We start from the raw sequence: 25,629 nt of genomic DNA, 5'->3' as shown, positions 1-25,629 counted from the left end.
AGACCATGTTGGTTGACTCTCTCATCTCGGGTTTTGGTCTGTTCATGACGCCGCTGGCGCTGGGCTTGACCTTGCTGGGTGTTCTGTTTGGGCTTCTGGTTGGCGCTTTGCCGGGCCTTGGCCCTTTGATGGGCATTATTCTGCTGTTGCCTGTTGCCATTGGTCTGCCACCTGTTGCGGCCATGGGATTTCTTATCGCCATTTTTGTTGGCGGTTCCTGTGGGGGCTCGATTTCCGCTATTTTGTTGCGTATTCCGGGTACTCCATTGGCGGCTGCCACGCTGTTTGACGGCTACCCGATGGCGCAAAAGGGACGGGCGTCGGATGCGATTGGTATTGCAATCTCCTCCTCGGCGCTGGGCGGGCTTTTTGGCGGCCTTGTGCTTATTTTTGCAGCGCCGGCACTGGCGCGGGTCGCCAGCAATTTTGCACCGCCTGAATATACCGCCTTGGCCATTACAGGGCTTATCGCCATTGCCGTTATTTCCGATGGCTCGCTCATAAAAGGATTGATATCCGGCGGCTTTGGTTTGTTGCTGGCGACCATCGGCACCGATGAATTTTCAACCGGATATCGCTTTACCTTCGGTACTCACCACATGCTGAACGGGTTTCACATTGTTGCAGTTGTGGTTGGTTTGTTTGCCATTTCTGAGATGGCTTATCAGTGCATGAGCGGTGATCTGCTGGCAAAGCCCAAAATTACGGTGGCTCGTCCTGGTTTCCGGTCCGTTTTGACAACGCTGCGCCATTGGAAAAACCTGCTGCGCTCATCTGTCATCGGTGCTTTTTTTGGTGCGCTTCCGGGGGCAGGTGGCGTGATCAGCTCATTCACGGCCTATGCGGTGGCAAAGGCTATGGCAAAGCCGGAGGAGAAATATGGGGAAGGGGCCGAAGGCGGCGTTGTCGCGACTGAAAGTTCCAACAATGCAACCGTGGGGGGCACATTGGTGCCATCTCTTGCGTTGGGGATTCCCGGTGACGCGTCATCCGCAGTGTTGATTGGAGCATTGTTGATTTTGGGGTATTTCCCCGGGCCAACCTTGTTTGAACAACAGCCTGAAATTGTTGGCGGTATTTTTCTGGTTTACCTGGCTTCCAATGTTTTCCTGTTGATTGCCGGCATTCTGGCAACGCCACTATTTGTCTATGTTTTGCGGGTGCCAAAAGTCTATCTGATCCCGACGGTTTTGCTGCTGTGTTCCATTGGAACCTATGCGCTGCAGGCGTCGGTGTTTGACCTGTTTGTGATGCTTGGTTTTGGGCTTGTCGGTATTTTGCTGAGGGCGGCGTCTTACCCGTTAGCGCCTGTGGTGATTGGCATCATTCTGGGGCCATTATTAGAAAATAATCTGCGGCGCTCGCTGCTGATTTCTCAGGATGGATACTGGATATTCCTGGATCGACCGGTTTCAGCGTTACTGTTGGGCATCAATCTGCTGCTGATTGCTGGTGCAATCTGGTTTGCGATCCGTCAGGGACGCAAATCTGATGACGTGCCGGAAGTGACGGGTCAATCATAGTTGATGTGAATGCCGTGATTGGCGAGGCGCTTTATCAACTCACCCAGCGCCGGTCTGCTTGCAGACTGCTCTTCCGTGTAGGTGACACTGATTTCACTCGCATTGCCAAATCCGCCCAAAAGCGGTTTGCCATCAACTATGATTCAGCCGCAAAAGCTGAAGTTGAAGGAAAGATAAGCAAATGTGCTGTGAAGCCAGCCAGCGCCAATCAACGATTCACCAATTGCACCCGATGTGGCGTTGTTTTCTGTCCAGACCGGAAGGCCGAAAGCGTTTTCGAACAATGGTGTGAGGGCCAGAACGGACGATTGCGAAATTGGCGGTGGGCAGACATAACAATCACGCCCGTTTGAACGGTAGCCAGACATTGCGACATCAACACCAATGAGACCCGTTCCTGCGGGATTCCATTGTGCGTGACAAGCGCTTTGATGGCTGCCGCCATGACCTGCAAAGACTGGACTACAAATGGTAGTGGCCTGGTCATCCATAGCAAACTCGCTGATATTATGAGTTTGGACAGCGGGAGTTGGTTTTCAGTGGATTATGAGGGCGCTCATACGGTCACACTGGAGAAATATCTGAGCACAATCCTGGAAGAGGGGCTGAACCTTCAATTAGAATTAATAGAGATCAGCGGTTTGGAAGAACCTCTCGTCGAGGCCACTTGTGCTGTGGTGAAAAAGCACTGTCCAATTGGCGAAAATGCGCTCTTTCTTTCCGGCTTCTCGGAACGTTGTATGCGTCTGGCAGCAAAGCAATTGCCAAATGTACCGAGAGGGCTTGCAACGGCTGCAATGCCCCGGGACTCAAAGGCGCGGCTTGAAGACGCAGATTACCAGATCCTCCACTTGCAAGCCGGTTTTGTCGGCGAACAGGATATGGAGCGGCTGTGTGCTGACGGCATCGAATTTGCCATAGCCACTGTAAATGATCCGGTTGAGGCCCGCTATTTCCTGGAGCGTGGTGCACAAAGTGTGCTGTCTGACAGGCCGGATTTGTTTTCATGAGCTCCGTATTGCGAGACATAACGGCTGCAACGGCTTAAGCCGCAACATGGAGCCAGTGTTCCAGGCCTGCTCCGTCAGCCAATTCGCAAAGCAGTTCTCGAACCCCCTGGTTGGTTTCCAGGTAACTGCGCAACTCCAGTTCCAGAATAATTTGTGCTGCGGTGTTGGTCGGGACAGGGAAGTAGCCTTCCGCCCCTTCAGGAGAAGCCTGTTGTGTGTAAATCCGCTGTACGAAAAAGGCGTATGACCCGCTATCGGCTTCGACACTGAAATCGGCCTCAAACCAAAGCATGGTTCCAAGATCAGGGACCATTGTGTCTTCAAAGGACACTCGATCCAGGTGACCAATTGCGTCAGGCATTCCCATTTTCAACCTCCTAGCTGCTTCGACACAGCATGATAGGAGAAAAACTATTTTCAGTAAATAGGATTAATCCTATTATAGGTATTTCCATATTTTACTGGTTTGCTCGCGGGGCTTCGATGCATTCCCGTGGGGTGGGGTTACAGCCTCTTCGCGGCCCAGACAACGCGTCCGACGATCTGTACGTCGTCCCCGGAAATTTCATAGCGTGTGTGAAGTGGGTTGTCAGAGATCAGCACAAGCTTGTCTTGCCCCGGTATTTTCTCCACCCGTTTGATAACTGTTCCACCACCATCGTAAATGATGAAAATGCCAGGTTGAGATATCTGTTTGTCGGCAAGGTGAACCATGACCCGGTCTCCACTGGACAGGGTGGGCTCCATGCTATCGCCGCGCACTTCGATTATGGCAAGGTCGTTTGTCGATAATCCAAGAAAATCAGATAAGTAAGAGGGATCAAAAGGCCATTGTGAGCGGACATTTTCTTCTGAGGTGAGGGCGCCGTCGCCTGCTGATGCGCGGATATCATATTCAGTAATGGTCCTGAATTGAGGTGTCGCGTGCGCAGAACTAGATGCCGGTTTTGGCCCGCCCAGTTCGTTTTCGGGAATGTCCAGTAACTCGGAGAGCTTGCGCCGATCCTGTTCTTTCAAGCGAGCCGGAATTCCTCTGGTGAGGAATTGCTGCACATAGGCATGGTTTTTGCCAAGAGCCAGGGACAATTGCTTCATGTCCATCTGGCGCAGCTCAATTTCCCGAGAGAGGCGTTTTCTGATTTTATCCATATTTTTTCTTCACAGCGGTTGACTTGTGATCTATAGGAAAATACCTATTAATAATAGGAATTGGACTATAGGATGCTTATGACACACCTAAATCACTTTGCCGCCCATGTCGAGGGCTTTGTTTCCGCCAGGGGTAGGTACGCAAGCTGTGTCTTTGCATTCATGAGCAGGGAGAGCGCCGCGCAAAGCCCCCCAATTAACCTTTTCCGGTGGCGCGGATGCCGTGCTTTTGGCAGTGCCATCCGCTGCATTGGGTCTTGTGGCAGGGATAGAATTCCCGAGCGCTAGAGCGCCTCCCGGCCTGGCCCTTTCCTCCAAGGCCAGGCCACGCGGCCGGTGCGGGTTTTTTGCTTTTCCCGCACCGGCCTTATCAACCACACAGGCGGCAAGGTTCGCAGAAAAGAGGAAGGCTCAAATGGTTCTTTCAGTTGAGCAGCATTGCGCGTCGCGCGCATTCACAGACAACGTTCTTTGTTATTGGGCCTTTGGCCTGGACAGTGCCGAGATTGCAGATGTTTTATGCTGTCCGGAGGCGCTGGTTTACAATATTTTGGCGCGGCTTCGTGTTGCGGGCCGGGATGGTGTGCAATGATTGGCGGTTCAGATGCGGGTTATGCACGTCAATTGCAGATTGCCCACAAACAGAGGCTTTTGCGTATGGGGGGAATGCCATATGCCCGCAAAGTCCGAAAAACTGAATTTGAGGCCAACGCGCAAAGCCCAAGCAATTGTAAACCAAGGGAAAAACCCAAAGCCAAGCAAATCAGGGCGAAACGCGTTTACCATCGTGAACCAGGGCCGAAGATGAAGGCCATCCTGTTCCCGGTGAGTATTTCAAGCCACCCCAAAGTTGCCCCGAAACAATTCGCCGGTGACCCTGCAACCGCCCAAAGCCTTTCTGAAATCATGACGGAAATCTGTGTGCGCTATGGGTTGGAAGAAGATGAAATCTGTCAGGTTAAAGGCAGTCGTTATGTGAAGTTGGCAAAGCATGAGTTTTGCTGGCGCGCCTGGCATCAGACACCCAGTGTCGTGACACGGATTTCCAGGTTCTTGCGGACAGAAAACCACGCATTGGTATCCCGCGGAATCTGCACGCATCAGGCGCGGCTGGACAAGGGATTGTTTTAACAAATGGCGCTTCAGTTCGGCTGTGTCCGCACAGCACATATCCAATTAATCCCGTCACCAAAGGTCACCTTATGAGAACCAAGTCGATGAAACGCTCCGGTCGCAAGCGCATTGTCAATATCAAGCGGCAACCGAATGGACAGCCGTCACGGGCAGGGCAGTCTGACCGTATCCGCCATGTTGCTCTGGAAGCCCGAAAGCGTATGCACGGCCCAAGCAAGACAAATGCCTTGCGGCCTGAATGGGGATTTGCGCTGGGCCGTGCGATGTTGAAAGGGGAATTGAGCCAATTGCAGTTTCAGTCAGGGCTTGTGGCGGCAGATATCATTACATTCTACTACCGGATGAAAGGCTATCAACGCCCAACCCCGCAGGCCTTTGATCTGTTTCGGGTCGTTGGGTTAAGCCATATTGAAATGCGCCCAGAAACGGTTACAGCAGCGGAAACCGACTATACCCGTCTGCAACGCGCAATGCGGGCTGCTGCATCGAAGAACGGACATCCTTATGCCAGCGCCAGCAATACAATTCATATGGCTTGTGTTGAGGATTCCGAACTGGGCTCCTGGCCAAGCCATATGGTGCGCTACCTTAGGGACGCCTTGGACGCAATCGCGTTGGAGTTTCCAGAGCGAATGGTTGAGCTGCGTTAGATTATCGCTCATCTTACTCTGTGAGTTCCGGCGCCCCCGTTACAGAGCAAGGAGAAGTTGATCGGCAAATCTGGATGAGATCACTGGCAGCGCCCTGCCTTTCATTTGTCCAAGCAGAAGTTGACTTCCGGCACATCTTTCTGGGACACCGGACGACATGCAATGGAGTCCTGACGCTCGGTATCCAGGCCTATCGGGATTTGAAAACAGCAGGCCTTTCCTTCATTGGCCTCGGTGTGCGTCCGCTGACTGCGGAATGGGGCATTATGGTTGCTGAAGGTGCGAATGTCATTGTGTCCGGTGAGTGGTGGCTGGCGGTTTTTCCTGGTCTGACGCTGATGATCGCAGTGCTTGCCTTCCATCTCCTCTTGGGTTGGGGTCTGTCAAACTGGACGATGGACGCTTTGTGAGGTTTTATCTGCGAAGCCAGCGGACAGCGGGTGCGCGCGATATCTCAAAGTCTGGGGGCTGGCGAACTTTCCTTTCCATCAAAAATTAACGCGCTTCGCCCGAAGGGGCGGGGGACATGTGGTGCTTTGCCGAGACGCCAAAGGCTTTCTGGCAGAAAACACTTGTCTGTCATAAATATATCAATTAATCATGATATATGGATAACTCAGACGCGATAATTTCTTTTGCTGCTCTCAGCCAGCCAACCCGGCTCGATGTGTTTCGTCTTCTGGTGAAAGCCGGGGCACAGGGCATGTTGTCCGGTGAGATTGGTGAGAGACTGGATGTGCGTCAAAACACCATGTCGGCCAATCTGGCGGTTCTTTTGAATTCCGGGTTGGTGCGCAATGAACGGCAGGGCAGGACAATTCGCTATTATGCAGATTTTGATGCCATGCGCGGTCTACTGGGCTTTCTGATGGAGGATTGCTGTGGAGGCCGACCTGATTTGTGCCAGCCGGTAATTGACGAAATTGCCTGTGCTTGTTGAGGGAAATCCATGCAATCAACTGCTTTTAATGTGCTCTTTTTGTGCACTGGTAATTCTTCCCGCTCAATTCTTGCAGAAGCGATTATGAACAAAGTGGGGGCTGGGCGCTTCAAAGCCTACTCTGCCGGATCCTTTCCCAAAGGCGAGGTTCATCCAGAATCAATTGCTCTGTTGGCCAGGCTGGGCTTCGATACCGGATTTGCGCGGTCCAAGAACTGTGACGAGTTTGCCCGTGCTGATGCACCTAAAATGGATTTCGTGTTTACGGTTTGTGATGATGCGGCCAGTGAGGCCTGTCCCGTATGGCCGGGCCAGCCGCTTTCAGCCCATTGGGGTATTCCTGACCCTGCTGCGGTGGAAGGGACTGACAGTGAGGTGTCTCTCGCTTTTTCAGAGGCTTACCGAATGCTGAATACACGCATTTTGATTTTTACCGCCCTTCCGTTGGCGAGCATTGATCGTATGTCGCTGCAACCGAAACTTGATGACATTGGACGGCAAACGTGAACGCATATTCTGCGGCGCAGAAATTATCTGCGGAATTTGTCGGGACGGCCTTCCTGCTCGCTACCGTGATTGGTTCCGGTATTATGGCGGAGCGTCTGGCTGACGGAAATGTGGCGATTGCCCTGCTGGGAAACACCATTCCCACTGGTGCCATTCTTGTTGTGCTGATCACAATGCTTGGACCAATCTCAGGCGCTCATTTCAACCCCGCGGTCACGCTGGTGTTTGCGCTGAAGCGCGCAATTTCCGTTCGGGATAGTATTGCTTATGTGCTGGTTCAAGTTGCGGGTGGGCTAGTCGGTGTCTGGGCGGCGCATCTGATGTTTGATGAAGTCATGTGGCAGTTTTCCCAAACTGTGCGTACCGGTGGGCCGCAATGGTTTGCAGAAAGTGTTGCAGCATTTGGTCTGGTGGTGACCATATTGGCCACATTGAAAGCCAGGGAAAGCGCTGTCGCCATGGCCGTTGGTCTCTACATTACAGCTGCATACTGGTTCACCGCCTCGACCTCCTTTGCCAACCCGGCAGTGACAATCGCCCGTGGATTTTCTGACACCTTTGCCGGTATCCGGCCGACAGATGTGCCGTGGTTTATTGTGGCGCAATTGCTGGGTGCCGTTCTGGCCTGGGCGTTTTGCCGCTTTCAACTAACCCCGTCCAATGAGAGGGCAGAGCTTGTATGAGCATTGTCATCCACCATAATCCGCAATGCGGAACGTCACGCAATGTGCTGGAGATTATTCGCGCCTTTGCGGAGGAGCCAATTGTCGTTGAGTATCTGAAAACGGGTTGGACGCGCGCGCAATTGCAAGGCTTGTTCGCTGCATCCGGATTGACTCCACGCACTGCTCTGCGTGTTTCCAAGTCACCTGCGGAAGAACTGGGTCTGACTGATGAAACGGTCTCTGAAGATATCATTCTTGAAGCTATGCTGAAGCATCCTGTGTTGGTCAACAGACCCATTGTCTGCACTGCCAAGGGTGTTGCGCTTTGTCGTCCTTCCGAACGGGTGTTCGACTTATTGGATGTTCCATCAGGTACAAGCCATACCAAAGAAGATGGCGAGGTGATCGTCGCTCCATGACGGATGATTTTCTGAAGATTGATAAAGAGTGTCTGCGTCCCCTAGATCACGACATGCTGGTTCTGCCTGGCGGGCCAAATCACAAACCACGCATATTGTTGCTGTATGGCTCTTTGCGACAGCGGTCTTACTCCCGGCTTTTGACTGAGGAAGCCGCTCGGGTGCTGAGCCACCTTGGAGCTGATGTTCGAGTGTTTGACCCGACCGGTCTGCCGCTTGTTGACGAGATGTCACAGGAGGCCGAAAAGGTTCAGGAGTTGCGGGAATTGTCGCTTTGGTCCGAAGCTCAGGTTTGGTGCTCACCGGAGCGCCACGGCACAATCACTGGTCTTATGAAAACTCAGATTGACTGGTTGCCGCTGGCACCCATAGGCGGCATTCGGCCGACACAGGGGCGAACACTGGCTGTGATGCAGGTGTGTGGCGGTTCCCAGAGCTTTAATACAGTCAATCAGCTTCGTATTTTAGGGCGGTGGATGCGTATGATCACTATTCCGAACCAGTCTTCTGTCCCGAAAGCCTTTCTGGAATTTGACGATGATGGCCGGATGAAAGCGTCTCCATATTACAATCGTATGGTGGATGTCATGGAAGAATTGATGAAATTCACTTTGCTCACGCGCGGACGGTCTGCCTATCTTACAGATCGTTATTCTGAACGTGTTGAGAGTGTTGAAACTCTGTCGGCGAGAGTCAATCAGAAGGCCATGTAAGCCTGGTTGCGAAAGAGTGCGGTCTGACAGTTTCTAGACAGAGGCCGAAGCATCTGTGCTAAACTGTTGCTCAACAATAAATGCAGTGTGTAACGGATTGCCGATCTGCCAGGGCAAGTTAGTTTGTGATCGCATAGAGTTGCTCGACAGCAGCCTCACGAGATGAAGCAGGAGAAGATCTGTTGGATTGCCTAATCCTCATTAATGGCGATAGCGGTACACTCAAGACCGCTGATTTATCGGCCTTTGAAGCACATGTCTCATCTGAATTTGAAAATTCCGGTCATACCATAGAGATGGTTCGGATTGATCGGGTGGGCATGAATTCTGCGTTAGATCTTGTACGGACTTCGAAGACAGAATTGCTGATTGCGGCCGGAGGCGATGGAACCGTATCTGCAATGGCTGAGCTGGCTTGGGAGAGCGGTCGCTTTTTGGGCGTGCTGCCGGGTGGCACCATGAACCTTTATGCCAGAACGCTGAATATGCCGGATGATCTGTTTGAAGCGGTCTCTGCACTTGCCCAAGGCCGTGCAGATACCGCTGATATTGCTACAGCCAATGGTGCGCCATTCATCAATCAATATGCTGTGGGGTTCCATCCGCGTGCCGTTCGGCTGCGCAACAAAATGGATTATAGCTCGCGGATTGGTAAAATCTGGGCAACTCTGCGGGCGATGTTCAGTGTGATGACCAACCCGCCTTCGATGCTCGTCGAATTGACGCGTGATGATAGAGGCGCTGATACAGTTAGAATTGCTGCATTATCGGTCTCCAATAACATGATTGGAACCGGTCATGATCTCTTTGCTGACCACTATGATGGGCATGTGCTTGGTGTGTATCGTACACCAAGGGTCAAGCCGATTGAGGCCGTGAGGCTGATCCTTGATCTGATTATTGGGAGATGGGCTGAGAATGATAAAGTTTTGATCGAGGAAGTGCGAAAACTTACGCTTCGGTTTCCAAAGAAAAGAGGGAGCGCGCAGGCCCTTCGAGACGGTGAACTTGTTGAGCTGCCAGACACAGTCCAGTTTGAAATTCACGATGATGATCTGAAAGTGTGGGTGCCACAGCCGGAAACCCTGAAAGACGCGTAGGTTTGCTGCACTTGCCGCTCTAGCGAAGTACGCCGTTTGAACGCATTTTGAGACTGTAGACCCACAAAAGCAGGGCGATGGCAAACAGAACAATTGTGAAGTAAATGGCGCCTTGTCCGACGACATCCTGCATCTGTACATCGCCCATGACGAAATTGTGGGTGGCAGTTACAATCATCGCAATCAATGACAGGCCCAAAACAGGTGCCGCAACCCGATGTCGCAGCAACAGCAGGAATGACCCAGCGACAGCAAACCAGACGGCGATGGCCCAACTGGAGTTTACCCACGTTGGAAATCCTGCGAAGTAAGCTACCTGTTCAGGAGTAAACTGGGCCATGTAGTCTGCGTTGCCGGTTTGAGTCATGACATAGTCAAATGCGCCAACCGCATTCCAGAGGAGGGTGACCACTCCGATTACCCAAAGATGCCATGGGGTTTTCAAAATCAAGCTCCCTTATATTGCGCTGCGGCTTCCTGCTGAAAGCATGGGATGCGCTTCTAGATAAACTCTGAATTTTGCAATCTATGGATGTAGTATAGCATGATCATCGGTCAAATGTGAGCGTGTTTTCTGGGCCTAAAGCAGCAGTGGCTCTGCATCCGAAAAACCTTCCAGTTGCAGTAAAAACGCTTTTGTTTCGACGCCTCCGCCAAAACCGGTAAGGGACCGGTCAGCGCCAATGACCCTGTGGCATGGAATTATGATTGGAATGGGATTTGCGCCATTGGCCGCGCCGACTGCGCGGCTGGCTTTAGGGCGTCCAATTGTTAAAGCCAGTGCACCATAAGACGTTGTTTCCCCATATGGAATGTCCATCAAAGCTTGCCAGACCGCTTTTTGGAAATCGGTTCCGGATGGGCGAAGTTGCAGATCAAACGTAATCAATTCACCTGCGAAATAGGCCTTTAATTGTTCGCGCAGGGCCGCAAAGGGGGTTGGATCATGGGTCCAACCGGGATGAATTTCTGTTGTGCGGCTTCCGTTTGGAAAACCGATATGGTGCAGGTGGTTTTCATTTCCAGCAACAACCAACTCCCCGACCGGGCTTTGGATGTGGCACCAGACAAGGTTTTCTTGGATTATCATGATGCATATTCTCTGCGACGGCGAATATCGGTCGGCGGGCGGCCGTATAATTCTGAGAAGGCTGCGTTGAACCGGCGGAGGCTGCTGAAGCCGGATTGGGTTGCTATGTCGGGCATTAAAAGGTCCGTGTTGTTCAGGAGCCGCTTGGCCTTTTGCAGCCGGAATGTCCGGGCGCATTGTGTGGGGCTTGCCCCGACATGTTGTTTGAAGAGGCGGGATAAATGCCGCGCCCCCATACCCAGCCGATCTGCAAGGTCCGCTATGCTGCCAGTATCAAGCGCACCTTCTGAAATGAGCTTCAATGCGCGTTCCACAGTGGATTTGGTTCCCTTCCAGGCCGGGCAAAAAGGCGCGGTTTCCGGTCGGCAACGCAGACAAGGGCGGAAGCCGGCGCGTTCTGCCGCCGGTGCTGACGGGTAGTAAACCACGTTTTTTGACAGTGGTTGTTTTACCGGACAGACCGGACGGCAATAAATGCCGGTGGTCTTCACTGCAGTGAAGAACAAGCCGTCAAATGCCGGATCACGGCGGTAGCGTGCGGCTTCGCATGTTTCAACATCAATCATGGATACAGAATAGCCAATGGCCGGTTTCTGGTCGATAGGGCAAGTGATGATGATGTCCGATTCCGGCGATGTGGCGGCAGGCACTGATCACCTATCTGTGACATGCATTTTGGATGCGGGCCATGTAAACAGGATTAAACACTCGCTTAAAATGGCAGGTACTTATTATGTTACGACGTTTCCTATTTGGCCTTGGCGCCATTCTTGTCTTGAGCGGTTCAGCATCCGCGCTTGATCCGATCAATTCAACGGGGGCAGGGCATCTTGCCATTCGCGGCACAGATACCACGTCCTATTTCCAAAAAGGTGGCCCTGAAGCAGGTCGCGGCAACCATGTTGTAAGCTGGAAGGGTGCTACGTGGCGATTTGGATCAGCCGCTGAAGCTGCACAGTTTCGCGCAAACCCGGAAGCTTTTGCGCCCCAGTTTGGTGCCTATTGCACTGGCGGTTTGTCGCAACAGCATGTGGTTGAGGGCAAACCCCAGCACTGGCGCATTCACAATAAAAAACTGTATTTGTTTCACACGGCAACAGGGGCGATGCGTTTTAGCAAGGACCCATCTGGAACCATCCGTAAAGCGCAAGCTTACTGGGATACGCTCGACGTCACTCAGTAGAAATATTGCCGAACAACCTGCAAAGCGCGTTGCGTCAATTTGCAACGCCGGTTTCTTTAGCTATTATCCCCTTGGTTGAATTGGAGCGGTGGCGGAATAGCTGCTAGCTCTGCGATGGGGGCTGACCATGAGCAAACGCACGCTTACGTATATTTTGCTGGCTCTTTGGGCCGGGCTATATTTGTGGTCCTTTGTGACGTTTTCGATCACAGCGCCGACAGATTTTGGCTTCACGAGAGGCCTTAATCGCATAAGTGAGTTTCTTGGATGGCAATTTGCAGCCGGTCTGGTTTCCGTTTTTGCTCTTGCGCTGTCATTTGAATTCAGAGCCTCCTCACTTGCGCGTTGGCTGGTGCGTTTGCCATTTATTCTGGCCCTGTTGCTGCTGCTCGTTATTCTGGGAATTATAGGATATGCGTGGTGGGGGCATCCAGTTTCAAATGATACTGGTATTCCGGCAAAGCCCCCAACCGTGACGGAACCGGTTGCGCCTGCGCAGTAGCAAGTCGAACGCGTTAATTAGATTTTCATTTCAGCAATCAGTGCGGCCCAACTTGCGCCGTGCATGTCACGGTCATGGATTGAACCCTGGACCTGCGGGCGGTCGAGACTGAATTTTACGACATTCAGAGATGGGATCTCAAACCGCTGTAGTTTTTCTGGATCTGCCTGCAGCAAAGTGGCAATCCGCTGCGTCGGCAAGCTTGCTCTGACGGTGTCATAAGCATCTTTTGAACCGCAGAAAATATCGATTGTAAGTTTGAATGGTCCGGCATTTTTGGAGCGAACCTTTTCTACCAATTGCCCCAGCTCAGCCATGGCCGACCTCAATTGTTTCCAATTTGAAGGCTTCCATCGGGTCTTTCAGTTCCATGACGTGGTTGAGGCAGAATTCATACACAGGTCCAACGGGCACTTCCGCAGGCGAGAACTGGAAGGCGAAGGTTGGCTGTTCTTCTTCCTGGGTCAGCGGGTGGTGCAGCAGATAGGGATTGAGGATTTTGCCGATTTCCTGGGCCTGTTCCAGGCTGTTTGCTGTGACAAACCCCATGACGCCAATCTCGGTTGGGCGGTGGTTGGAGTTGTCTGGCTCCAAAGCGCCGAACGTTGCGTTTTTGCCGATGAGACGCAGTTCGATTGAGAATTCATCACCCGATATGCCCAAACGATCTATGGCTTTGGACCGTGCCTTTTGGGTGATGTCATCTGCCCATTGTTGTGCATGGTCGACATAGCGTCTGTCGCGGAGCAAGGCAAAGGCCATGACCTGATAGCCAGCAATGCGTGCGCCTTCCAGTTTGACGGTGTATTGCTCTGACGGCACCCATCTGGCGCCGGTTGCACGAACGCTTTTGCTATCGATGGCTTCATATTGCGCGTCGGTGACGTCCAGATGACCGCCGGGCTCATGGAGAATGAATGGATCCGCATTCTCATAGAGCATATGAGCGGATACTGTGTGTGGACTGGCATTGGCACCATCGGCGGTTGGTGTGATGGTAAAGCCGCTTTCATCAAAGTCGATCAGCACGACGCCAGATTGCGGGTTGGTTGCGCAGAGCGCGCCGCATTCGCCGATTTTAGCCCCGTGCCAGGCAGCACCGGCGTGGCACCCTTGCATGAGGGGCAGCGCTGCGATGATGGCTGTGTCGGTTGTGCGACCAGCTATAATGATATCAGCTCCGGTGCTAATCGCGGCCTGAATCTGTTCAGCCCCAGCCAGTGCTACAATGTTGGTGAATTGCTTTATGGCTTCTTCAGAGATGTCCGGTGCCGGACTGAGGGGACTTAATTTCCCGCCAGTCAGAGCGTCGGCGATGTAATCCGGGGCCTGAGACGAACGCAGAACAGCGATTTTCAAGGTTTGATCGAGTTCCTCCGCGATATCTCTAGTGATATCCAGCAACCAGTCTACAGCACTGTCGGACCCGCATGTGCCGGCAGTGCCTATGACCAGCGGAACGCCCGCTTTGGCCCGCGCCTGCATCAGACCTTTCCATTCCAGTCTGGTTGAAGCGCGGGAATATTTGGAAACGCCCCGGCCCAGATAGGAAGGGCCGGAGTCGGTGGAGCCACCATCAATTGCGATGATATCGGGTTTGGCAGCAATGGCACGGTCCATGGCCAGTTGATCGCAACCAAGACCTAAAGCGCCGGAAGGAATCAAAACTCTTGTCATGAGATCAATCCGTAATCGCTTGGGGTTTCTTCAACACTTTGCGCAGGAACATTGGCGCAACGAAGCCACCAATGGCTGCAATCCAAAGACCAATGGCTATGGGTGTTGAGAACAGGAAGGCCCAGTCACCATCGGACAGCACCATTGCACGGCGGAGGGAATCCTCCATCTGATTGCCGAGCAAAATGCCAAGAATTACCGGAACGGTGGGGATATCCAGTTTGCGCAGGAAATAACCCAGCACACCAAAGCCGACCATGAGAAGCAGATCGAAGTAGCTGCCGGACAAGGAGTAGATGCCGACGAAGGATATCATCGTTACGCCCGGCAAAAGCACCCAGGGTGGGACTTGCAGGACATAGACAAAGATTTTCACAAGCGGCACATTCATGACAAGCAGCACAATATTGGCAATGAGCAGTGAGGCAATCAGGCCCCAGACAACTTCGGGGCGGTCGGCAAAGAGTGTCGGGCCGGGCGTGATGTTGAGTGTCATCAACAATGCCAATAGCACGGCCGTTGTGCCGGAGCCGGGAACACCAAGGGTCAGCATGGGCACAAGGGCGCCACCTGCCGCAGCATTGTTGCCAGCTTCCGGCGCTGCAACGCCTCGTGGATTGCCTTTGCCGTAAGTCTCAGGATCTTTCGCGATCGCCTTTTGCGCCATATAGGCCATGAAGCTGCCAAGGGATGCCCCGGCACCGGGGAGAACCCCTGCAAAAAAGCCAATGAATGTGGAGCGGATCATGGTCCAGAAACTGTCCCTGATCATTTTGAACGGAATGGTGACCCTCTCAAGACGCACGCCAAGAGCTGTGTTCTTGCCATGGCTTTCGATGAAGAAAAACACTTCGGCAATGGCGAACAAGCCAACGATGGCAACCAGGAAATCCACGCCATCCATCAGGTGCAGATTGCCATAGGTGAAACGCGGCATTCCAGAGGTGTTGTCGAGGCCGATCATGGCAATGCCAAGGCCAAGACAAGCTGCAATGGCTGACTTCGCCTGATTGTTGGACGCCATGCCGCCAAGCGTACAAAACGCCAGAAGATAGAGCGCAAAATACTCGGCAGGACCAAACAGATAAGCCACACGTGCAAGCAGAGGGGCCAGAATGATGAGCCCGATGGTAGCCAGAAAAGCACCAACAAAAGAGGAAACGCCGGATAGAACAAGGGCGTCAGCTGCCTTGCCCTGTTTGGCCATCGGGTAGCCATCCAGAGTGGTCATAAGCGCCGGCTCATCACCGGGAATATTCAGCAGGATGGAGGAAATACGGCCGCCATACATGGCGCCATAATAAACGCTGGTCATGAGGACCAATGCAGAAGTCGCATCCAGCCCAAGGGTAAAGGTAATGGGAATGAGAATTGCGACGCCGTTGGATGGACCAAGACCGGGCAAAGCGCCGATTATGGTTCCAAGAAAACAGCCAATGATGGCCAGCATCAGGGTAAAGGGCGTCAGGGCAACACTGAAACCCAGTGCCAGATTGCTAAATGTTTCCATGAGACTTTACCCGATCATGCCCGTAGGGAAGGGGATCAATCCCAGGCCCAGAGCATATTTAAATACGATGAAGAGGCCAACAGAGAGGCCGGCTCCGGTTATCAGGGCAGGTCCGACGCGGGGCCCGATCTGATAGCTGAGGATGGAGGCTGCGACGAAAGTTGGCAGAATGAAGCCCAATGGTTTGAGCGCGTAAGCATAGCCAATGAGGGTTATGATCGCGACAAGCAACACAAGGAAGGTGCGCGATTTGGGCCAGTCGGGGTCCGGGTCGGGTTTCACGATCAGTACAAGAGAGCTGATCATGACGACGACACCGATCAGAATCGGGAATGATTTCGAGCCGACAGGATCAGATAGAAAACTGGACTGAATTTGAAAGGCGCTCGCAACATATGCGAGCGCCACTCCGAACATGACCAGACCAAAAATCCGGTCAGAAGCCATTACTGAATAACCCCAATGTCTTTCGACAGTTGTTGAATTTCAGCAACCAGGCCGTCCACATAGCTCTGGAAGTCTCCACCAACTTTGGTGAATGGTGCCAGACCATTATCGACCATTGCCTGCTTCCACTCATCGGATGCTGCAACTTTGGCCAGACGATCAGCCCAGATATCAAAGACCTCGTCGCTGACGCCCTTTGGAATGTAGAGACCGCGCCAGTTCACTGCCACGACGTCAAAACCCTGCTCTTTGGCAGTTGGAATGTCGTCGAAGCCTGGAATGCGGTCTTCCGTCAGGACTGCCAGAACCCGGATATCACCGGATTTCAGAAAGCCAACGATTTCCGACATGTCGCCAGTCATAGCCTGTGTAAAGCCACCGATTGTCTGAGTGATGGCGTCTGCACCACCATCAACGCCGATATATTTGACTTTGGTAATGTCTGTGAACCCGGCACGTTGCAGGATCATCAAAGGTTTCAGATGGTCGAAACCACCCACTGCGGACCCACCGGCAAAAGCCACGGAGCCTGGATCTGCTTTGATAGCATCAACAAGTTGGCTGAGGCTTGTGAACTCAGAATCTGCACCAACAGCAATCACGCCGGGGTCAGCACCAATTGCGCCGACAAAGCGGACCTGATCAGCGGTTGCGCCGCCATAGGCATTCTGCGCAAGGCGGGTTGTTGTGGCTGAGGACGCAGCAATGATGAGGTCTTCATCGGTATTGCGCTCATTGACCACAGTGCTGTAGGCAAGACCGCCACCGGCACCGGCCATGTTGGTAACCTGAATAGGTGAATCAACGGCCTTGATGTCGTACATGATCTTGCCGATCTGACGGCATGTGAAGTCCCAACCACCGCCGGGATTAGCCGGAGCGATGCATTCTGCTGCATATGCTGTTGAGAACATCCCAAGACTGAGGACTGCGCCCAAAGCTGTTTTTTTGATTAGTTTCATTGTTTTCTCCCATTTTCGACAAAACATTTGTTTTGTTGAACCGGAACCATGACAGCAGATTTTCAGGACTTCAAGCAGCATTTTGAAATGACTTTACCGGTAACAAGCAAGCGCCGCGCTTATCTTCCTGTTCTTTGAACGAGGTAAATCGAGATGCATAACAGCGCCTGAACACGATTTCAGATTGGCGCAATTTACAAATGGTCGGTCGCTGTTAATCGGGTGGTGTTTTACAGTTGTCGAACTTTTAGTTGGGCGTTACGAGTAGCCATGGAATTCTTCTATATTTTTCTGAGTTTTGCGCTGGGCGGTATTTTAAAGGGGGCGACCGGAGCCGGGGCACCCATCGTTGCTATACCCATCATTGCGTTGTTCTATGACGTGCCAACTGCGGTCACAATTTTTGTAATTCCAAATCTGTTGTCGAATATGTGGCAGGCCTGGAGCTATCGAAAAGACCAATTACCACCAGCGTTGACCTATCGCTTTGCTGCGACTGGACTCATGGGCGCGATCGTTGGCACCTTCATGCTGGCCTATCTGCCAACCGATTTGTTGACCGTGATGATAGCGGTTGCGGTCACGCTTTATATTGCTTTCCGACTGGCCAGACCTGAATGGGTTCTGGAATACGCAACTGCTGTGCGGATTGTTGTGCCTGTGGGAACAGTTGCTGGCGTCTTGCAGGGATCACTGGGCATTTCGGCCCCGGTTTCGCTGACATTTTTGAATGCGATGAAGCCAGAACGAGAACAGTTTATCGCGACGGTCTCGTTCTTCTTTGTATCCATGGCCCTTGTGCAATTGCCGTTTCTGGTCGGACTTGGGCTCATGACAACTGAGCGCTTCTGGATCAGTTGCATTGCACTTATTCCGATGATTGGCTGCATGCCAATTGGAGCTTTCATTGCACGCTATGTTCCGCGTAGCGTTTTCGACAAGCTGATATTGGCACTGTTGGCGCTGATTGCTGTGAAACTCTATGCTGAAGTCGCTTTTGGAGGCTGAACCTGATGAGCGAAGATGTGCATCCGCGAAACAATGAATTTGGCCAACCAGTGGGTGAGGCGGTTCCCGCGTGGAGTGGAAGCAAATTTCCGACCGGGGAATTGCTGGAAGGGCGGTTGTGCCGCCTGGAGCAGCTGGATGTCGGGCAGCATGGCGATGATCTTGCAGATGCCTTTGCGCTTGATGCCGAGGGACGGCTCTGGACCTATATGTCCTCCGGTCCTTTCGCGACCAAAGCTAAGTTGAAAGACTGGATTGCTACGGCCAGCAAGGGGCGTGATCCATTGTTTTATGCGGTCGTTGAACAGGCGAGTGCGAAAGCGGTGGGCATTGCCAGCTATATGCGTATTGCGCCGGATGCGGGTTCCATCGAGGTGGGCACGATTGCCTATTCGCCGCTTTTACAGCGTACGTCGCTGGCAACTGAGGCCATGTTTTTGATGATGGCGCACGCTTTTGAGATCCTTGCCTATCGTCGTTATGAATGGAAATGCGACAGTTTGAACGCAGCTTCACGCAAAGCGGCTGAACGGTATGGTTTCAGTTATGAAGGGATTTTCCGTCAGGCCTTGGTCTATAAGGGACGCAACCGGGATACAGCCTGGTTTTCGATACTGGATCGGGAATGGCCTTTCATCAAGGAAGCCTTTGTTGCCTGGCTTGATCCTCAGAATTTTGACCCAAATGGTCAGCAAAAGCAGAAGCTTGCGGACTTGATTTCGAATTTGCGCGGGGTCGATTAAGGGCGCGTTAGCGCAGGGCAGGCTTTGAGCCTAGCTTTTGGAAAGACGTGCCAGCCGCTCTGAATTCGGGCAGAAGGCTGGTGGTGCTTCGCCGGTGTGATCTCCCGCCATCCATTTTTTGCAAGCCCCTGTGTTTTTACACCCCAGGCAGGCGAACATGGCAGAGCGGACATCCTGATCGCTCGCGGTCAGCATATCAAGGCCAGAACCTCCGCTGGTCCGTTCGATCATCTGCTCCAGCAATTCAAGTTGATCGCCAGTCTTTTGAAAGAAACCCATGACTTAATCCTACCCGCCTCTTGTGAGCTTGTAGTTTATGGATCGGTGGTGCATGCACCTTGATCTCGATCAAACTGGAATGGGCTCTATTTTGAGTAAGGTAAATTTTCTGTAAATATCTGATTTCACTTGATAAATATGAAGGTCCATCTGCGTATTGACTGATTGTCGACAATCGACAATCATGGTTGTGATTTATCGCACCCTTAATGGAACCAAGCCATGACAACTGCCTCCCCAACAGCCGACAAGAGTTCGACAACCACACATGAAGCCGAAGATGATGTGCGCAATCAGGACATCATGATTTACGTCAATGGTGAGATCGTCCATCGTAATGAGGCGAAGGTATCGGTCTATGACGCCGGCTTCATGCTTGGGGACGGAATGTGGGAAGGCATGCGGCTTTATGACGGCACCTGGGCGTTTTTCGAAGAGCATATGGATCGTCTGTTCAACAGCTGCAAAGCTGTTTCAATCGACATTGGGCTCGACCGAGATGGCGTTGCTGATGCGCTGCGCCGTACAGCGGCTGCAAACGATATGCACACTGACGCCCATTGCCGGTTGATGGTGACACGTGGCCTGAAAGCAAAGCCGTTCCAGCACCCCAAATTATCCCGGTCCGGTCCAACGCTAGTCATTATCATTGAGCATTCAAAGCCGGTGGATCGGTTGCAAAACCGTGGTATCCGGTTGGCCAGTGTGCCGCAGGTTCGCGGTCTGCCGAATTCTCAAGATGCCAAATTCAACTCGCATTCCAAGCTGAATTGCGTGATTGCCTGTTTGCAGGCGGAACAGGCCGGTGCAGATGAAGGATTGATGCTGGACCCGCACGGGTTTGTGAATACCACCAATGCCTGCAACTTCTTTATTGTGCGGAAAGGTGAGGTTTGGACCTCGACGGGCGATTATTGCATGAATGGTGTCACGCGGCAGAAAGTGATTGATCTGTGCCGAGCCAATGAAATTCCTGTTTTTGAAAAGAACTATTCGCTCTATGAAGCATACAGCGCCGATGAAGCCTTTCTAACAGGCACCTTTGGTGCGCAAACGCCTGTGCGCGAGATCGATGGAAAACGGATTGGTGGTGATGAAGCACCTGAAGGTGCCGGCCCAATGACCCGCCGCATTCGGGATTTGTACAAGCAATTGGTGGCTGAGCAGACGCGTTAGCTTTATGGCGACCCTTGTTAAGCTGAAACCGATTGTTGATGAAACGCGACGTGGGCAGATTGTCCGACATCTGCGCCAGTTGATCGTGAATGGAAATGTGCAACCTGGCGAGCGATTGACGGAAACCCGGTTGGCTGACCAATTGGGTGTCAGCCGTGCACCCTTGCGTGAAGCCATTCGTGACCTTGTCGACAGTGGTCTGGTGGAAAGCCTTCCATATAAGGGCCTGTTTGTGCGCAGTGTTACCAGACAGGATCTGGAAGAGCTTTATTCACTACGGACTGCCTTGGAGCAGTTTGCCTTCCAGCAATGCTGGGCGAAACGCGACCCGAAAGCGCGTGCTGATCTGGAGCAGCGTCACGCAGACCTTCTGTCTGAAATAGATCGCAATGAAGATACGGAGCGTGCAATTGAGCTGGAGCTTCATTTGCATGATTGGTGCTATGAGTTGGCAGGGCACGCCTTGCTGCAAAAAACCTGGTGCCAGATGAAACCCAATTTGCAATTTTACTTCACGCTACATCAGAAAGCCCATAATCGAGTGGGTCCGTTGCGCCAAGGCCACGAGGTCTATGTGAAATGTGCTCTTGGGAACAGTCTGGATGCGATGCAGGACCATCTGGATACGCATATGCGCCAAGGGTTGGAAACCACAAAAATGCATTTGCCGACCGGATGAAAACCGGTTGGTCACACCGCTTTTTTTGGTGATTTGTGTAGCGAAAAAACCGGCACGGTTGAATTTTTCCTGATTTGATGTCGATTTTTGTCTGAGCCGTTCGTCTGGTTTATACAGGGGTGCAGTGCTTCTGTTTCAAATCAGGGAAATGATCCAATGCAATACATGCTTCTTATTTACTCCGCCGAAGGTTCTGGTCCTCAGCCCGGCACACCGGAATTCGGCCCGTTCATGCAGGGCTATATGGATTTCACCGAAAAGGTGAAAACCGACGGTAAATTTGTTGCCGGTGATGCCTTGCAGGCCATTACCACAGCCACAACACTGTCTATTCGCAATGGCAAGACCGACACAATGGATGGGCCATTTGCAGAGACCAAAGAACAATTAGGCGGCTATTATCTGCTGGAGTGCACCGATCTGGACGACGCTCTGAACTATGCTGCGATGATCCCGACGGCGGCATATGGGCGTATTGAGGTACGGCCTTTGGTGGTCTGGGACAATTAATCGGATCCATTCGGACTTATCGGCCGCCCGCTTTGTGCTTCAACTGATCTTGGCGCAAAGCGGGTCCCCAATATTGCAAGCATCAATTCTGACTGTTTGAAGGCACTGATGACAGCCTATGTGATAATTCTCTAAGGTAAGAGGATGACCGCACCTGTGTACCCATGATCCGAGCAAAATATGCTGCCCTCTCATACGCTTCAGCAGGCCATAGACAAAACAGTCCGCGAGGAGTGGGGGCGCATTCTGGCTGCCCTGGTGAAAACGCTGGGTGACTTTCAACTGGCAGAAGACAGCTTGCAGGACGCCATACTATCGGCGATGCAGCATTGGCAGAAGAACGGACTTCCTGCCAGTCCCGCAGCCTGGCTCATCACCACCGCCAGACGAAAAGCCATAGACAGGTTGCGTCGTGACAAAAACTTTACGTCCAAGCAGGCCGATATCTCTTATCTGCTTGATCTGGAGCATAAGGCCGAGGATGCCTATCAACCGGAAATCATTCCCGATAAACGTCTGGAAATGATTTTCACATGCTGCCATCCCGCACTTGAGGAAAAGACGCGCGTTGCCTTGACCTTGCGAACGCTTGGCGGACTGACGACCGACGAAATTGCCGCCGCATTTCTGGACAGGCCGGATGCGATGGCGCAGCGTCTTGTGCGCGCGAAGAAGAAAATAGCGCTTGCGGGAATCCCGTATCAGGTTCCCGATCAATTGGTCCTTCCTGAACGCCTTTCATCTGTTCTTGGTGTGATTTACCTGATCTTCAATGCGGGTTATTCCTGCGGTGCCGGTGAGACCGTTATCCGGTCAGACTTGACCGAAGAGGCCATTCGGCTGGCGCGTATCATCCGAGAATTGTTGCCGGATGAACCTGAAGTTGGTGGTTTGCTGGCACTGATGCTGCTGCATGATTCCCGTCGCTTTTCGCGCAGTAATGCCACTGGTGGACTGGTGCCGTTGGAGCTGCAAAACAGGAAGCGCTGGGATGCTTCAAAAATTCAGGAAGGGGCCATGCTGCTGGAAGACATACTTCCAAAACAGCGTGTTGGACCTTATCAGGTGCAAGCAGCCATCAGTGCTCTGCATGCACAAAGCCCTTCATGGGACGCGACTGATTGGCCACAAATCGAAGCGCTTTATCAAATGCTGTATGCCATGCAACCGTCACCCGTGGTCTATATCAATCTGGCCGTAGCTGTTTCGTATGCAAGCTCAACCAAAGCTGCATTGGACATGCTGGACGCCGTTGCTGTTGATGGGCAATTGGACCAGTACCAGCCCTTTTTTGCGGCTAAAGCAGATGTGCTGAGCCGTGCGGGCGATCAAATGGCGGCCAAGGCGTGTTTCCAGACTGCGATCAATTTATCGAATAACACGTTCGAAAAAGAGTTTCTACAAGACAAGGTTGTCCACCTTGAAACGCGTGAATAGCTCATTGTTCCAAGGGCTGAGTTTCAACCCTTTGCCTCGATTTGTTTCAGAGCGGTTTCGATTTTTCCAACGGCCGTTTCCACATCATGCATTTTGTCGAGCCCAAACAAGCCAAGGCGGAATGTTGAAAAGTCGGATGGTTCATCGCACATCAGCGGGACGCCTGCTGCAATCTGCATGCCTTGGGCAGCAAATTTCTTGCCGTTCTGGATATCCGGGTCGCTGGTGTAGCTGACCACCACGCCCGGGGCCTCGAAACCAGGCGCTGCGACACTTTTGTAGCCATGGTCTGCCAGTAGTTTGCGAACGCCCTGGCCAAGGCTGATCTGGTCTTGGCGCAGTTTTTCAAAGCCGTAGTCGTGACTTTCCAGCATTGTGTTGCGAAATCCTGTCAGCGCATCGGTGGGCATGGTGGAGTGATAGGCGTGGCCACCATTTTCATAGGCCTGCATGATCTGGTGCCATTTGGCGAGATCAACCGCAAAGCTTGAGCTTTTGGTTTCTGGCAGAACATCCAAAGCCCGCTGGCTGAGCATGACGAGGCCAGAAGATGGCGATGAACTCCAACCTTTTTGGGGCGCACTTATGAGAACATCAACGCCGCAGGCTTTCATGTCCACCCACAAGGCACCGGACGCAATACAATCGAGTGCAAACAATGCACCTACAGAGTGGGCCGCTTCTGTAACTGATTTTATGTAGTCATCTGGCAGCAAAATACCTGATGATGTTTCCACATGGGGTGCGAAGACAATATCGGGTTTTTCCTGATGGATGGCTTTGACCACATCCTCAATTGGATGCGGTGCAAACGGGGCTGGACGATCATTCCCGCTCTGGCGTGCTTTCAGAACACTCTGTTCTGAAGGGATGTCGCCTGCTTCAAAAATCTGCGTCCAGCGATATGAGAACCAGCCATTGCGCAGGACCATTGCTTTCTTGCCGCTTGCGAATTGCCGGGCAACCGCTTCCATAGCGAAGGTGCCGCCGCCTGGAACAACAACCGCAGCGTCAGCATTATAAACCTCCTTCAACATTGAGGAGATGTCATTCATGACTTTTTGAAATGTCTGCGACATGTGGTTGAGGGAGCGGTCTGTAAAAACGACAGAGAATTCCATCAGGCCATCAGGATCCACTGAGGACGGAGAATTTGTCATGGTGCGTATCCTTACATCAGAATTTGGCTGGAACAACTGGGCCATTAGCCGGAGCCCGGTCTGTTTACAGGGCATCAGTAAGATTTGTTGGCCAGCAGCGCAATGGTTTGCGGAACTTGTCCGGTGTTTATTCGGTGCGAGCGCTGTCATGTTTTTAACCAAATAATGGCTGGCTGACGCAGAAACGAGCCGCTGTAATCTGCTCTTGCGGATTGAGCCGTTGCAACCAGTGACCAGTTGGTTACGATGGCGGCGAAATTCCAGATATTGCGAGTCTTTATGCGCCTGAAACACTGCCACAATTTTCATGATTTTCGCGAACTTGCTCAAAGACGTCTGCCTGGCCCTATCTTCAATTATATTGACGGTGCGGCTGATGATGAGACGACCTACCAGCGTAATACGGAATCATTTGAAGATTGCGATCTGGTCCCGAATGTTCTGTCCGGTGTGCAGGATGTAGACATGTCCGTTACCGTCATGGGGCAAAAGCTGGACATGCCGATTTATTGCTCGCCGACGGCGTTACAGCGCCTGTTCCATCATGATGGAGAGCGGGCTGTTGCCGCTGCGGCGGAAAAATACGGCACGATGTTCGGGGTGTCATCCCTGGGGACCGTTAGTCTTGCTGAAGTGCGCAAGAAGCACAGCAACCCGCAATGCTACCAGTTTTACTTCCACAAGGATCGTGGCCTCAACCGGGCCATGATGCAGAGTGCCAAAGAGGCCGGTGTGGAAGTGATGATGCTGACCGTGGATTCCATTACTGGCGGCAACCGGGAGCGTGATCTGCGCACCGGCTTTTCAATTCCATTTCGTCTGACATTGGGTGGCATGGTTCAGTTTGCCATGAAGCCGGTGTGGGGTATCAATTATGTCACCCATGAGAAGTTCGCTTTGCCGCAACTTGATGATCATGTGGATATGAGCGATGGGGCGTTGTCGATCGGGCGCTATTTTACGGAAATGCTGGACCCATCCATGACCTGGGACGATGTCGCCAAAATGGTTGAGGAATGGGACGGCCAGTTCTGCCTTAAGGGCGTGATGAGCGTCTCTGATGCCAAACGCGCGGTTGAGATTGGCTGTACGGGCATTGTGCTGTCCAATCACGGTGGGCGTCAGTTGGATGGCTCGCGCGCGCCCTTCGATCAACTGGCGGAAATCGTGGATGCCGTGGGAGACCAGATTGATGTCATTATGGACAGTGGCGTGCAGCGTGGCACCCATGTTCTGAAAGCTCTGTCACTTGGCGCCAAGGCTGTTGGGGGGGGTCGGTTCTATCTTTATCCCTTGGCAGCTGCAGGCCAGCCGGGTGTGGAACGGGCGCTGGAGTTGATGCGTGCCGAGATTGAGCGTGGTATGCGGCTTATGGGGTGCAAGTCTGTTTCCGAACTGAATGCAGGCAATCTTCGGTTCCGCTGAGGCTGTTAAACAGGCAGATTGAGAGGGTCTT

Annotated in this window: 34 protein-coding genes and 1 pseudogene; 22 read left to right on the top strand and 13 right to left on the bottom strand. The window is 52.5% G+C overall.

The features are described 5' to 3' along the window. The first annotated feature begins 5 nt into the window (after nucleotides 1-5). Nucleotides 6-1,523, top strand: a complete 1,518-nt coding sequence (locus RAL91_RS19095; RefSeq protein ID WP_306257841.1) for a tripartite tricarboxylate transporter permease — start codon at nucleotides 6-8, stop codon at nucleotides 1,521-1,523. Nucleotides 1,524-1,666: 143 nt separating this feature from the next. Here the strand turns inward: RAL91_RS19095 and RAL91_RS19090 are convergent, their stop codons facing one another. After that, the gene (locus tag RAL91_RS19090) at nucleotides 1,667-1,891 is read right to left on the bottom strand and encodes a hypothetical protein (protein ID WP_306257840.1); all 225 of its coding nucleotides are present in this window, start codon (nucleotides 1,889-1,891) and stop codon (nucleotides 1,667-1,669) included. 48 nt (nucleotides 1,892-1,939) lie between these two features. Here RAL91_RS19090 and RAL91_RS19085 point away from each other — a divergent pair, with 48 nt between their 5' ends. Beyond that, the gene (locus RAL91_RS19085; RefSeq protein WP_306257839.1) at nucleotides 1,940-2,533 is read left to right on the top strand and encodes a glycerophosphodiester phosphodiesterase family protein; all 594 of its coding nucleotides are present in this window, start codon (nucleotides 1,940-1,942) and stop codon (nucleotides 2,531-2,533) included. A gap of 34 nt (nucleotides 2,534-2,567) precedes the next feature. Here the strand turns inward: RAL91_RS19085 and RAL91_RS19080 are convergent, their stop codons facing one another. Both RAL91_RS19080 and RAL91_RS19075 read right to left on the bottom strand, forming a co-directional pair. Beyond that, on the bottom strand, nucleotides 2,568-2,900 hold the full coding sequence (locus RAL91_RS19080) for a hypothetical protein (protein ID WP_306257838.1): 333 nt from the start codon (nucleotides 2,898-2,900) through the stop codon (nucleotides 2,568-2,570). Nucleotides 2,901-3,037: 137 nt separating this feature from the next. Continuing rightward, nucleotides 3,038-3,682 (bottom strand): S24/S26 family peptidase, encoded by a 645-nt coding sequence (locus tag RAL91_RS19075; protein WP_306257837.1) that lies wholly within the window; start codon nucleotides 3,680-3,682, stop codon nucleotides 3,038-3,040. Nucleotides 3,683-4,097: 415 nt separating this feature from the next. Here RAL91_RS19075 and RAL91_RS19070 point away from each other — a divergent pair, with 415 nt between their 5' ends. The 11 genes and pseudogenes from RAL91_RS19070 to RAL91_RS19025 all read left to right on the top strand — a co-directional run bounded on the left by RAL91_RS19070 (nucleotide 4,098) and on the right by RAL91_RS19025 (nucleotide 9,810). Beyond that, entirely contained in the window at nucleotides 4,098-4,274 is a 177-nt protein-coding gene (locus tag RAL91_RS19070; protein ID WP_306257836.1) for a hypothetical protein, read from the top strand. Then, a complete protein-coding gene (locus tag RAL91_RS19065; protein WP_306257835.1) occupies nucleotides 4,271-4,813 on the top strand; it encodes a hypothetical protein in 543 nt (180 codons plus the stop codon). The genes RAL91_RS19070 and RAL91_RS19065 overlap by 4 nt, the downstream gene beginning before the upstream one ends. A gap of 86 nt (nucleotides 4,814-4,899) precedes the next feature. Next, the gene (locus tag RAL91_RS19060) at nucleotides 4,900-5,466 is read left to right on the top strand and encodes a hypothetical protein (protein WP_306257834.1); all 567 of its coding nucleotides are present in this window, start codon (nucleotides 4,900-4,902) and stop codon (nucleotides 5,464-5,466) included. A 200-nt stretch (nucleotides 5,467-5,666) separates the two neighbouring features. After that, nucleotides 5,667-5,876 (top strand): annotated as a pseudogene (locus RAL91_RS19055) (hypothetical protein); the annotation flags it as partial. Beyond that, on the top strand, nucleotides 5,873-5,965 hold the full coding sequence (locus tag RAL91_RS25135; RefSeq protein WP_371932439.1) for a hypothetical protein: 93 nt from the start codon (nucleotides 5,873-5,875) through the stop codon (nucleotides 5,963-5,965). The pseudogene RAL91_RS19055 and the gene RAL91_RS25135, both read left to right, overlap by 4 nt. Nucleotides 5,966-6,073: 108 nt before the next feature. After that, nucleotides 6,074-6,406, top strand: coding sequence for a helix-turn-helix transcriptional regulator (locus RAL91_RS19050; protein ID WP_306257833.1), 333 nt, complete (start codon nucleotides 6,074-6,076; stop codon nucleotides 6,404-6,406). A gap of 9 nt (nucleotides 6,407-6,415) precedes the next feature. Beyond that, nucleotides 6,416-6,913 (top strand): arsenate reductase ArsC, encoded by a 498-nt coding sequence (locus RAL91_RS19045; protein ID WP_306257832.1) that lies wholly within the window; start codon nucleotides 6,416-6,418, stop codon nucleotides 6,911-6,913. Further along, the gene (locus RAL91_RS19040; protein ID WP_306257831.1) at nucleotides 6,910-7,596 is read left to right on the top strand and encodes an MIP/aquaporin family protein; all 687 of its coding nucleotides are present in this window, start codon (nucleotides 6,910-6,912) and stop codon (nucleotides 7,594-7,596) included. The genes RAL91_RS19045 and RAL91_RS19040 overlap by 4 nt, the downstream gene beginning before the upstream one ends. Continuing rightward, nucleotides 7,593-7,997, top strand: a complete 405-nt coding sequence (gene arsC / locus RAL91_RS19035) for an arsenate reductase (glutaredoxin) (protein ID WP_306257830.1) — start codon at nucleotides 7,593-7,595, stop codon at nucleotides 7,995-7,997. The genes RAL91_RS19040 and arsC overlap by 4 nt, the downstream gene beginning before the upstream one ends. Beyond that, nucleotides 7,994-8,710: an arsenical resistance protein ArsH gene (gene arsH / locus RAL91_RS19030; RefSeq protein ID WP_306257829.1), complete on the top strand. Its 717-nt coding sequence runs from the start codon at nucleotides 7,994-7,996 to the stop codon at nucleotides 8,708-8,710. Before arsC ends, arsH begins: the two co-directional genes overlap by 4 nt. A gap of 182 nt (nucleotides 8,711-8,892) precedes the next feature. After that, nucleotides 8,893-9,810, top strand: a complete 918-nt coding sequence (locus RAL91_RS19025; protein WP_306257828.1) for a diacylglycerol kinase family protein — start codon at nucleotides 8,893-8,895, stop codon at nucleotides 9,808-9,810. A 19-nt stretch (nucleotides 9,811-9,829) separates the two neighbouring features. Here RAL91_RS19025 and RAL91_RS19020 read toward each other — a convergent pair whose 3' ends face one another. From RAL91_RS19020 to RAL91_RS19010, 3 genes are all read right to left on the bottom strand, one after another. Continuing rightward, the gene (locus RAL91_RS19020) at nucleotides 9,830-10,255 is read right to left on the bottom strand and encodes a hypothetical protein (RefSeq protein WP_306257827.1); all 426 of its coding nucleotides are present in this window, start codon (nucleotides 10,253-10,255) and stop codon (nucleotides 9,830-9,832) included. Nucleotides 10,256-10,390: 135 nt separating this feature from the next. Further along, nucleotides 10,391-10,900 carry a methylated-DNA--[protein]-cysteine S-methyltransferase gene (locus RAL91_RS19015; protein WP_306257826.1) on the bottom strand — a complete coding sequence of 170 codons (510 nt, stop codon included), beginning with the start codon at nucleotides 10,898-10,900 and terminating at the stop codon, nucleotides 10,391-10,393. Beyond that, entirely contained in the window at nucleotides 10,897-11,466 is a 570-nt protein-coding gene (locus tag RAL91_RS19010) for a bifunctional transcriptional activator/DNA repair enzyme AdaA (protein ID WP_306263007.1), read from the bottom strand. Before RAL91_RS19010 ends, RAL91_RS19015 begins: the two co-directional genes overlap by 4 nt. Nucleotides 11,467-11,633: 167 nt before the next feature. Here RAL91_RS19010 and RAL91_RS19005 point away from each other — a divergent pair, with 167 nt between their 5' ends. Both RAL91_RS19005 and RAL91_RS19000 read left to right on the top strand, forming a co-directional pair. After that, on the top strand, nucleotides 11,634-12,083 hold the full coding sequence (locus RAL91_RS19005; RefSeq protein ID WP_306257825.1) for a YHS domain-containing (seleno)protein: 450 nt from the start codon (nucleotides 11,634-11,636) through the stop codon (nucleotides 12,081-12,083). Nucleotides 12,084-12,210: 127 nt separating this feature from the next. Beyond that, entirely contained in the window at nucleotides 12,211-12,585 is a 375-nt protein-coding gene (locus RAL91_RS19000) for a hypothetical protein (RefSeq protein ID WP_306257824.1), read from the top strand. Nucleotides 12,586-12,602: 17 nt separating this feature from the next. On the opposite strand, the gene RAL91_RS18995 is transcribed toward RAL91_RS19000, so the two are convergent. From RAL91_RS18995 to RAL91_RS18975, 5 genes are read right to left on the bottom strand one after another with little or no spacing between them, the layout of a single operon-like run. Beyond that, the gene (locus RAL91_RS18995; protein ID WP_306257823.1) at nucleotides 12,603-12,902 is read right to left on the bottom strand and encodes a DUF4387 family protein; all 300 of its coding nucleotides are present in this window, start codon (nucleotides 12,900-12,902) and stop codon (nucleotides 12,603-12,605) included. Continuing rightward, nucleotides 12,895-14,262, bottom strand: coding sequence for an acyclic terpene utilization AtuA family protein (locus RAL91_RS18990; RefSeq protein ID WP_306257822.1), 1,368 nt, complete (start codon nucleotides 14,260-14,262; stop codon nucleotides 12,895-12,897). The genes RAL91_RS18995 and RAL91_RS18990 overlap by 8 nt, the downstream gene beginning before the upstream one ends. A gap of 4 nt (nucleotides 14,263-14,266) precedes the next feature. Next, nucleotides 14,267-15,772, bottom strand: a complete 1,506-nt coding sequence (locus tag RAL91_RS18985) for a tripartite tricarboxylate transporter permease (protein WP_306257821.1) — start codon at nucleotides 15,770-15,772, stop codon at nucleotides 14,267-14,269. Between the two features lie 6 nt (nucleotides 15,773-15,778). Continuing rightward, nucleotides 15,779-16,219, bottom strand: coding sequence for a tripartite tricarboxylate transporter TctB family protein (locus RAL91_RS18980; RefSeq protein ID WP_306257820.1), 441 nt, complete (start codon nucleotides 16,217-16,219; stop codon nucleotides 15,779-15,781). Then, nucleotides 16,219-17,181, bottom strand: a complete 963-nt coding sequence (locus RAL91_RS18975; RefSeq protein WP_306257819.1) for a tripartite tricarboxylate transporter substrate binding protein — start codon at nucleotides 17,179-17,181, stop codon at nucleotides 16,219-16,221. Before RAL91_RS18975 ends, RAL91_RS18980 begins: the two co-directional genes overlap by 1 nt. A 270-nt stretch (nucleotides 17,182-17,451) precedes the next feature. Between RAL91_RS18975 and RAL91_RS18970 the strand changes: the two genes are divergently transcribed. Then, on the top strand, nucleotides 17,452-18,189 hold the full coding sequence (locus RAL91_RS18970; protein ID WP_306257818.1) for a sulfite exporter TauE/SafE family protein: 738 nt from the start codon (nucleotides 17,452-17,454) through the stop codon (nucleotides 18,187-18,189). A gap of 5 nt (nucleotides 18,190-18,194) precedes the next feature. After that, a complete protein-coding gene (locus RAL91_RS18965) occupies nucleotides 18,195-18,932 on the top strand; it encodes a GNAT family N-acetyltransferase (RefSeq protein ID WP_306257817.1) in 738 nt (245 codons plus the stop codon). 30 nt (nucleotides 18,933-18,962) lie between these two features. Here the strand turns inward: RAL91_RS18965 and RAL91_RS18960 are convergent, their stop codons facing one another. Further along, a complete protein-coding gene (locus RAL91_RS18960) occupies nucleotides 18,963-19,211 on the bottom strand; it encodes a DUF6455 family protein (RefSeq protein WP_306257816.1) in 249 nt (82 codons plus the stop codon). A 222-nt stretch (nucleotides 19,212-19,433) separates the two neighbouring features. Between RAL91_RS18960 and RAL91_RS18955 the strand changes: the two genes are divergently transcribed. From RAL91_RS18955 to RAL91_RS18940, 4 genes are all read left to right on the top strand, one after another. Then, on the top strand, nucleotides 19,434-20,387 hold the full coding sequence (locus tag RAL91_RS18955; RefSeq protein WP_306257815.1) for an aminotransferase class IV: 954 nt from the start codon (nucleotides 19,434-19,436) through the stop codon (nucleotides 20,385-20,387). Nucleotides 20,388-20,391: 4 nt separating this feature from the next. Then, entirely contained in the window at nucleotides 20,392-21,066 is a 675-nt protein-coding gene (locus RAL91_RS18950; RefSeq protein WP_306257814.1) for a GntR family transcriptional regulator, read from the top strand. Between the two features lie 156 nt (nucleotides 21,067-21,222). Beyond that, nucleotides 21,223-21,576, top strand: a complete 354-nt coding sequence (locus RAL91_RS18945; protein WP_306257813.1) for a YciI family protein — start codon at nucleotides 21,223-21,225, stop codon at nucleotides 21,574-21,576. Between the two features lie 180 nt (nucleotides 21,577-21,756). After that, nucleotides 21,757-23,013 carry an RNA polymerase sigma factor gene (locus RAL91_RS18940; RefSeq protein WP_306257812.1) on the top strand — a complete coding sequence of 419 codons (1,257 nt, stop codon included), beginning with the start codon at nucleotides 21,757-21,759 and terminating at the stop codon, nucleotides 23,011-23,013. A gap of 23 nt (nucleotides 23,014-23,036) precedes the next feature. On the opposite strand, the gene RAL91_RS18935 is transcribed toward RAL91_RS18940, so the two are convergent. Next, entirely contained in the window at nucleotides 23,037-24,173 is a 1,137-nt protein-coding gene (locus RAL91_RS18935; RefSeq protein WP_306257811.1) for an aminotransferase class V-fold PLP-dependent enzyme, read from the bottom strand. Between the two features lie 279 nt (nucleotides 24,174-24,452). Here RAL91_RS18935 and RAL91_RS18930 point away from each other — a divergent pair, with 279 nt between their 5' ends. Further along, a complete protein-coding gene (locus RAL91_RS18930) occupies nucleotides 24,453-25,598 on the top strand; it encodes an alpha-hydroxy acid oxidase (protein ID WP_306257810.1) in 1,146 nt (381 codons plus the stop codon). Nucleotides 25,599-25,629: the final 31 nt, after the last annotated feature.

Origin of the sequence: Pararhizobium sp. IMCC21322, assembly GCF_030758295.1 — a bacterium.
In the GTDB taxonomy this organism is placed as follows: domain Bacteria; phylum Pseudomonadota; class Alphaproteobacteria; order Rhizobiales.
Note: the sequence above shows the minus strand (reverse complement) of the source record. Positions and strands in the feature narration are given on the sequence as shown.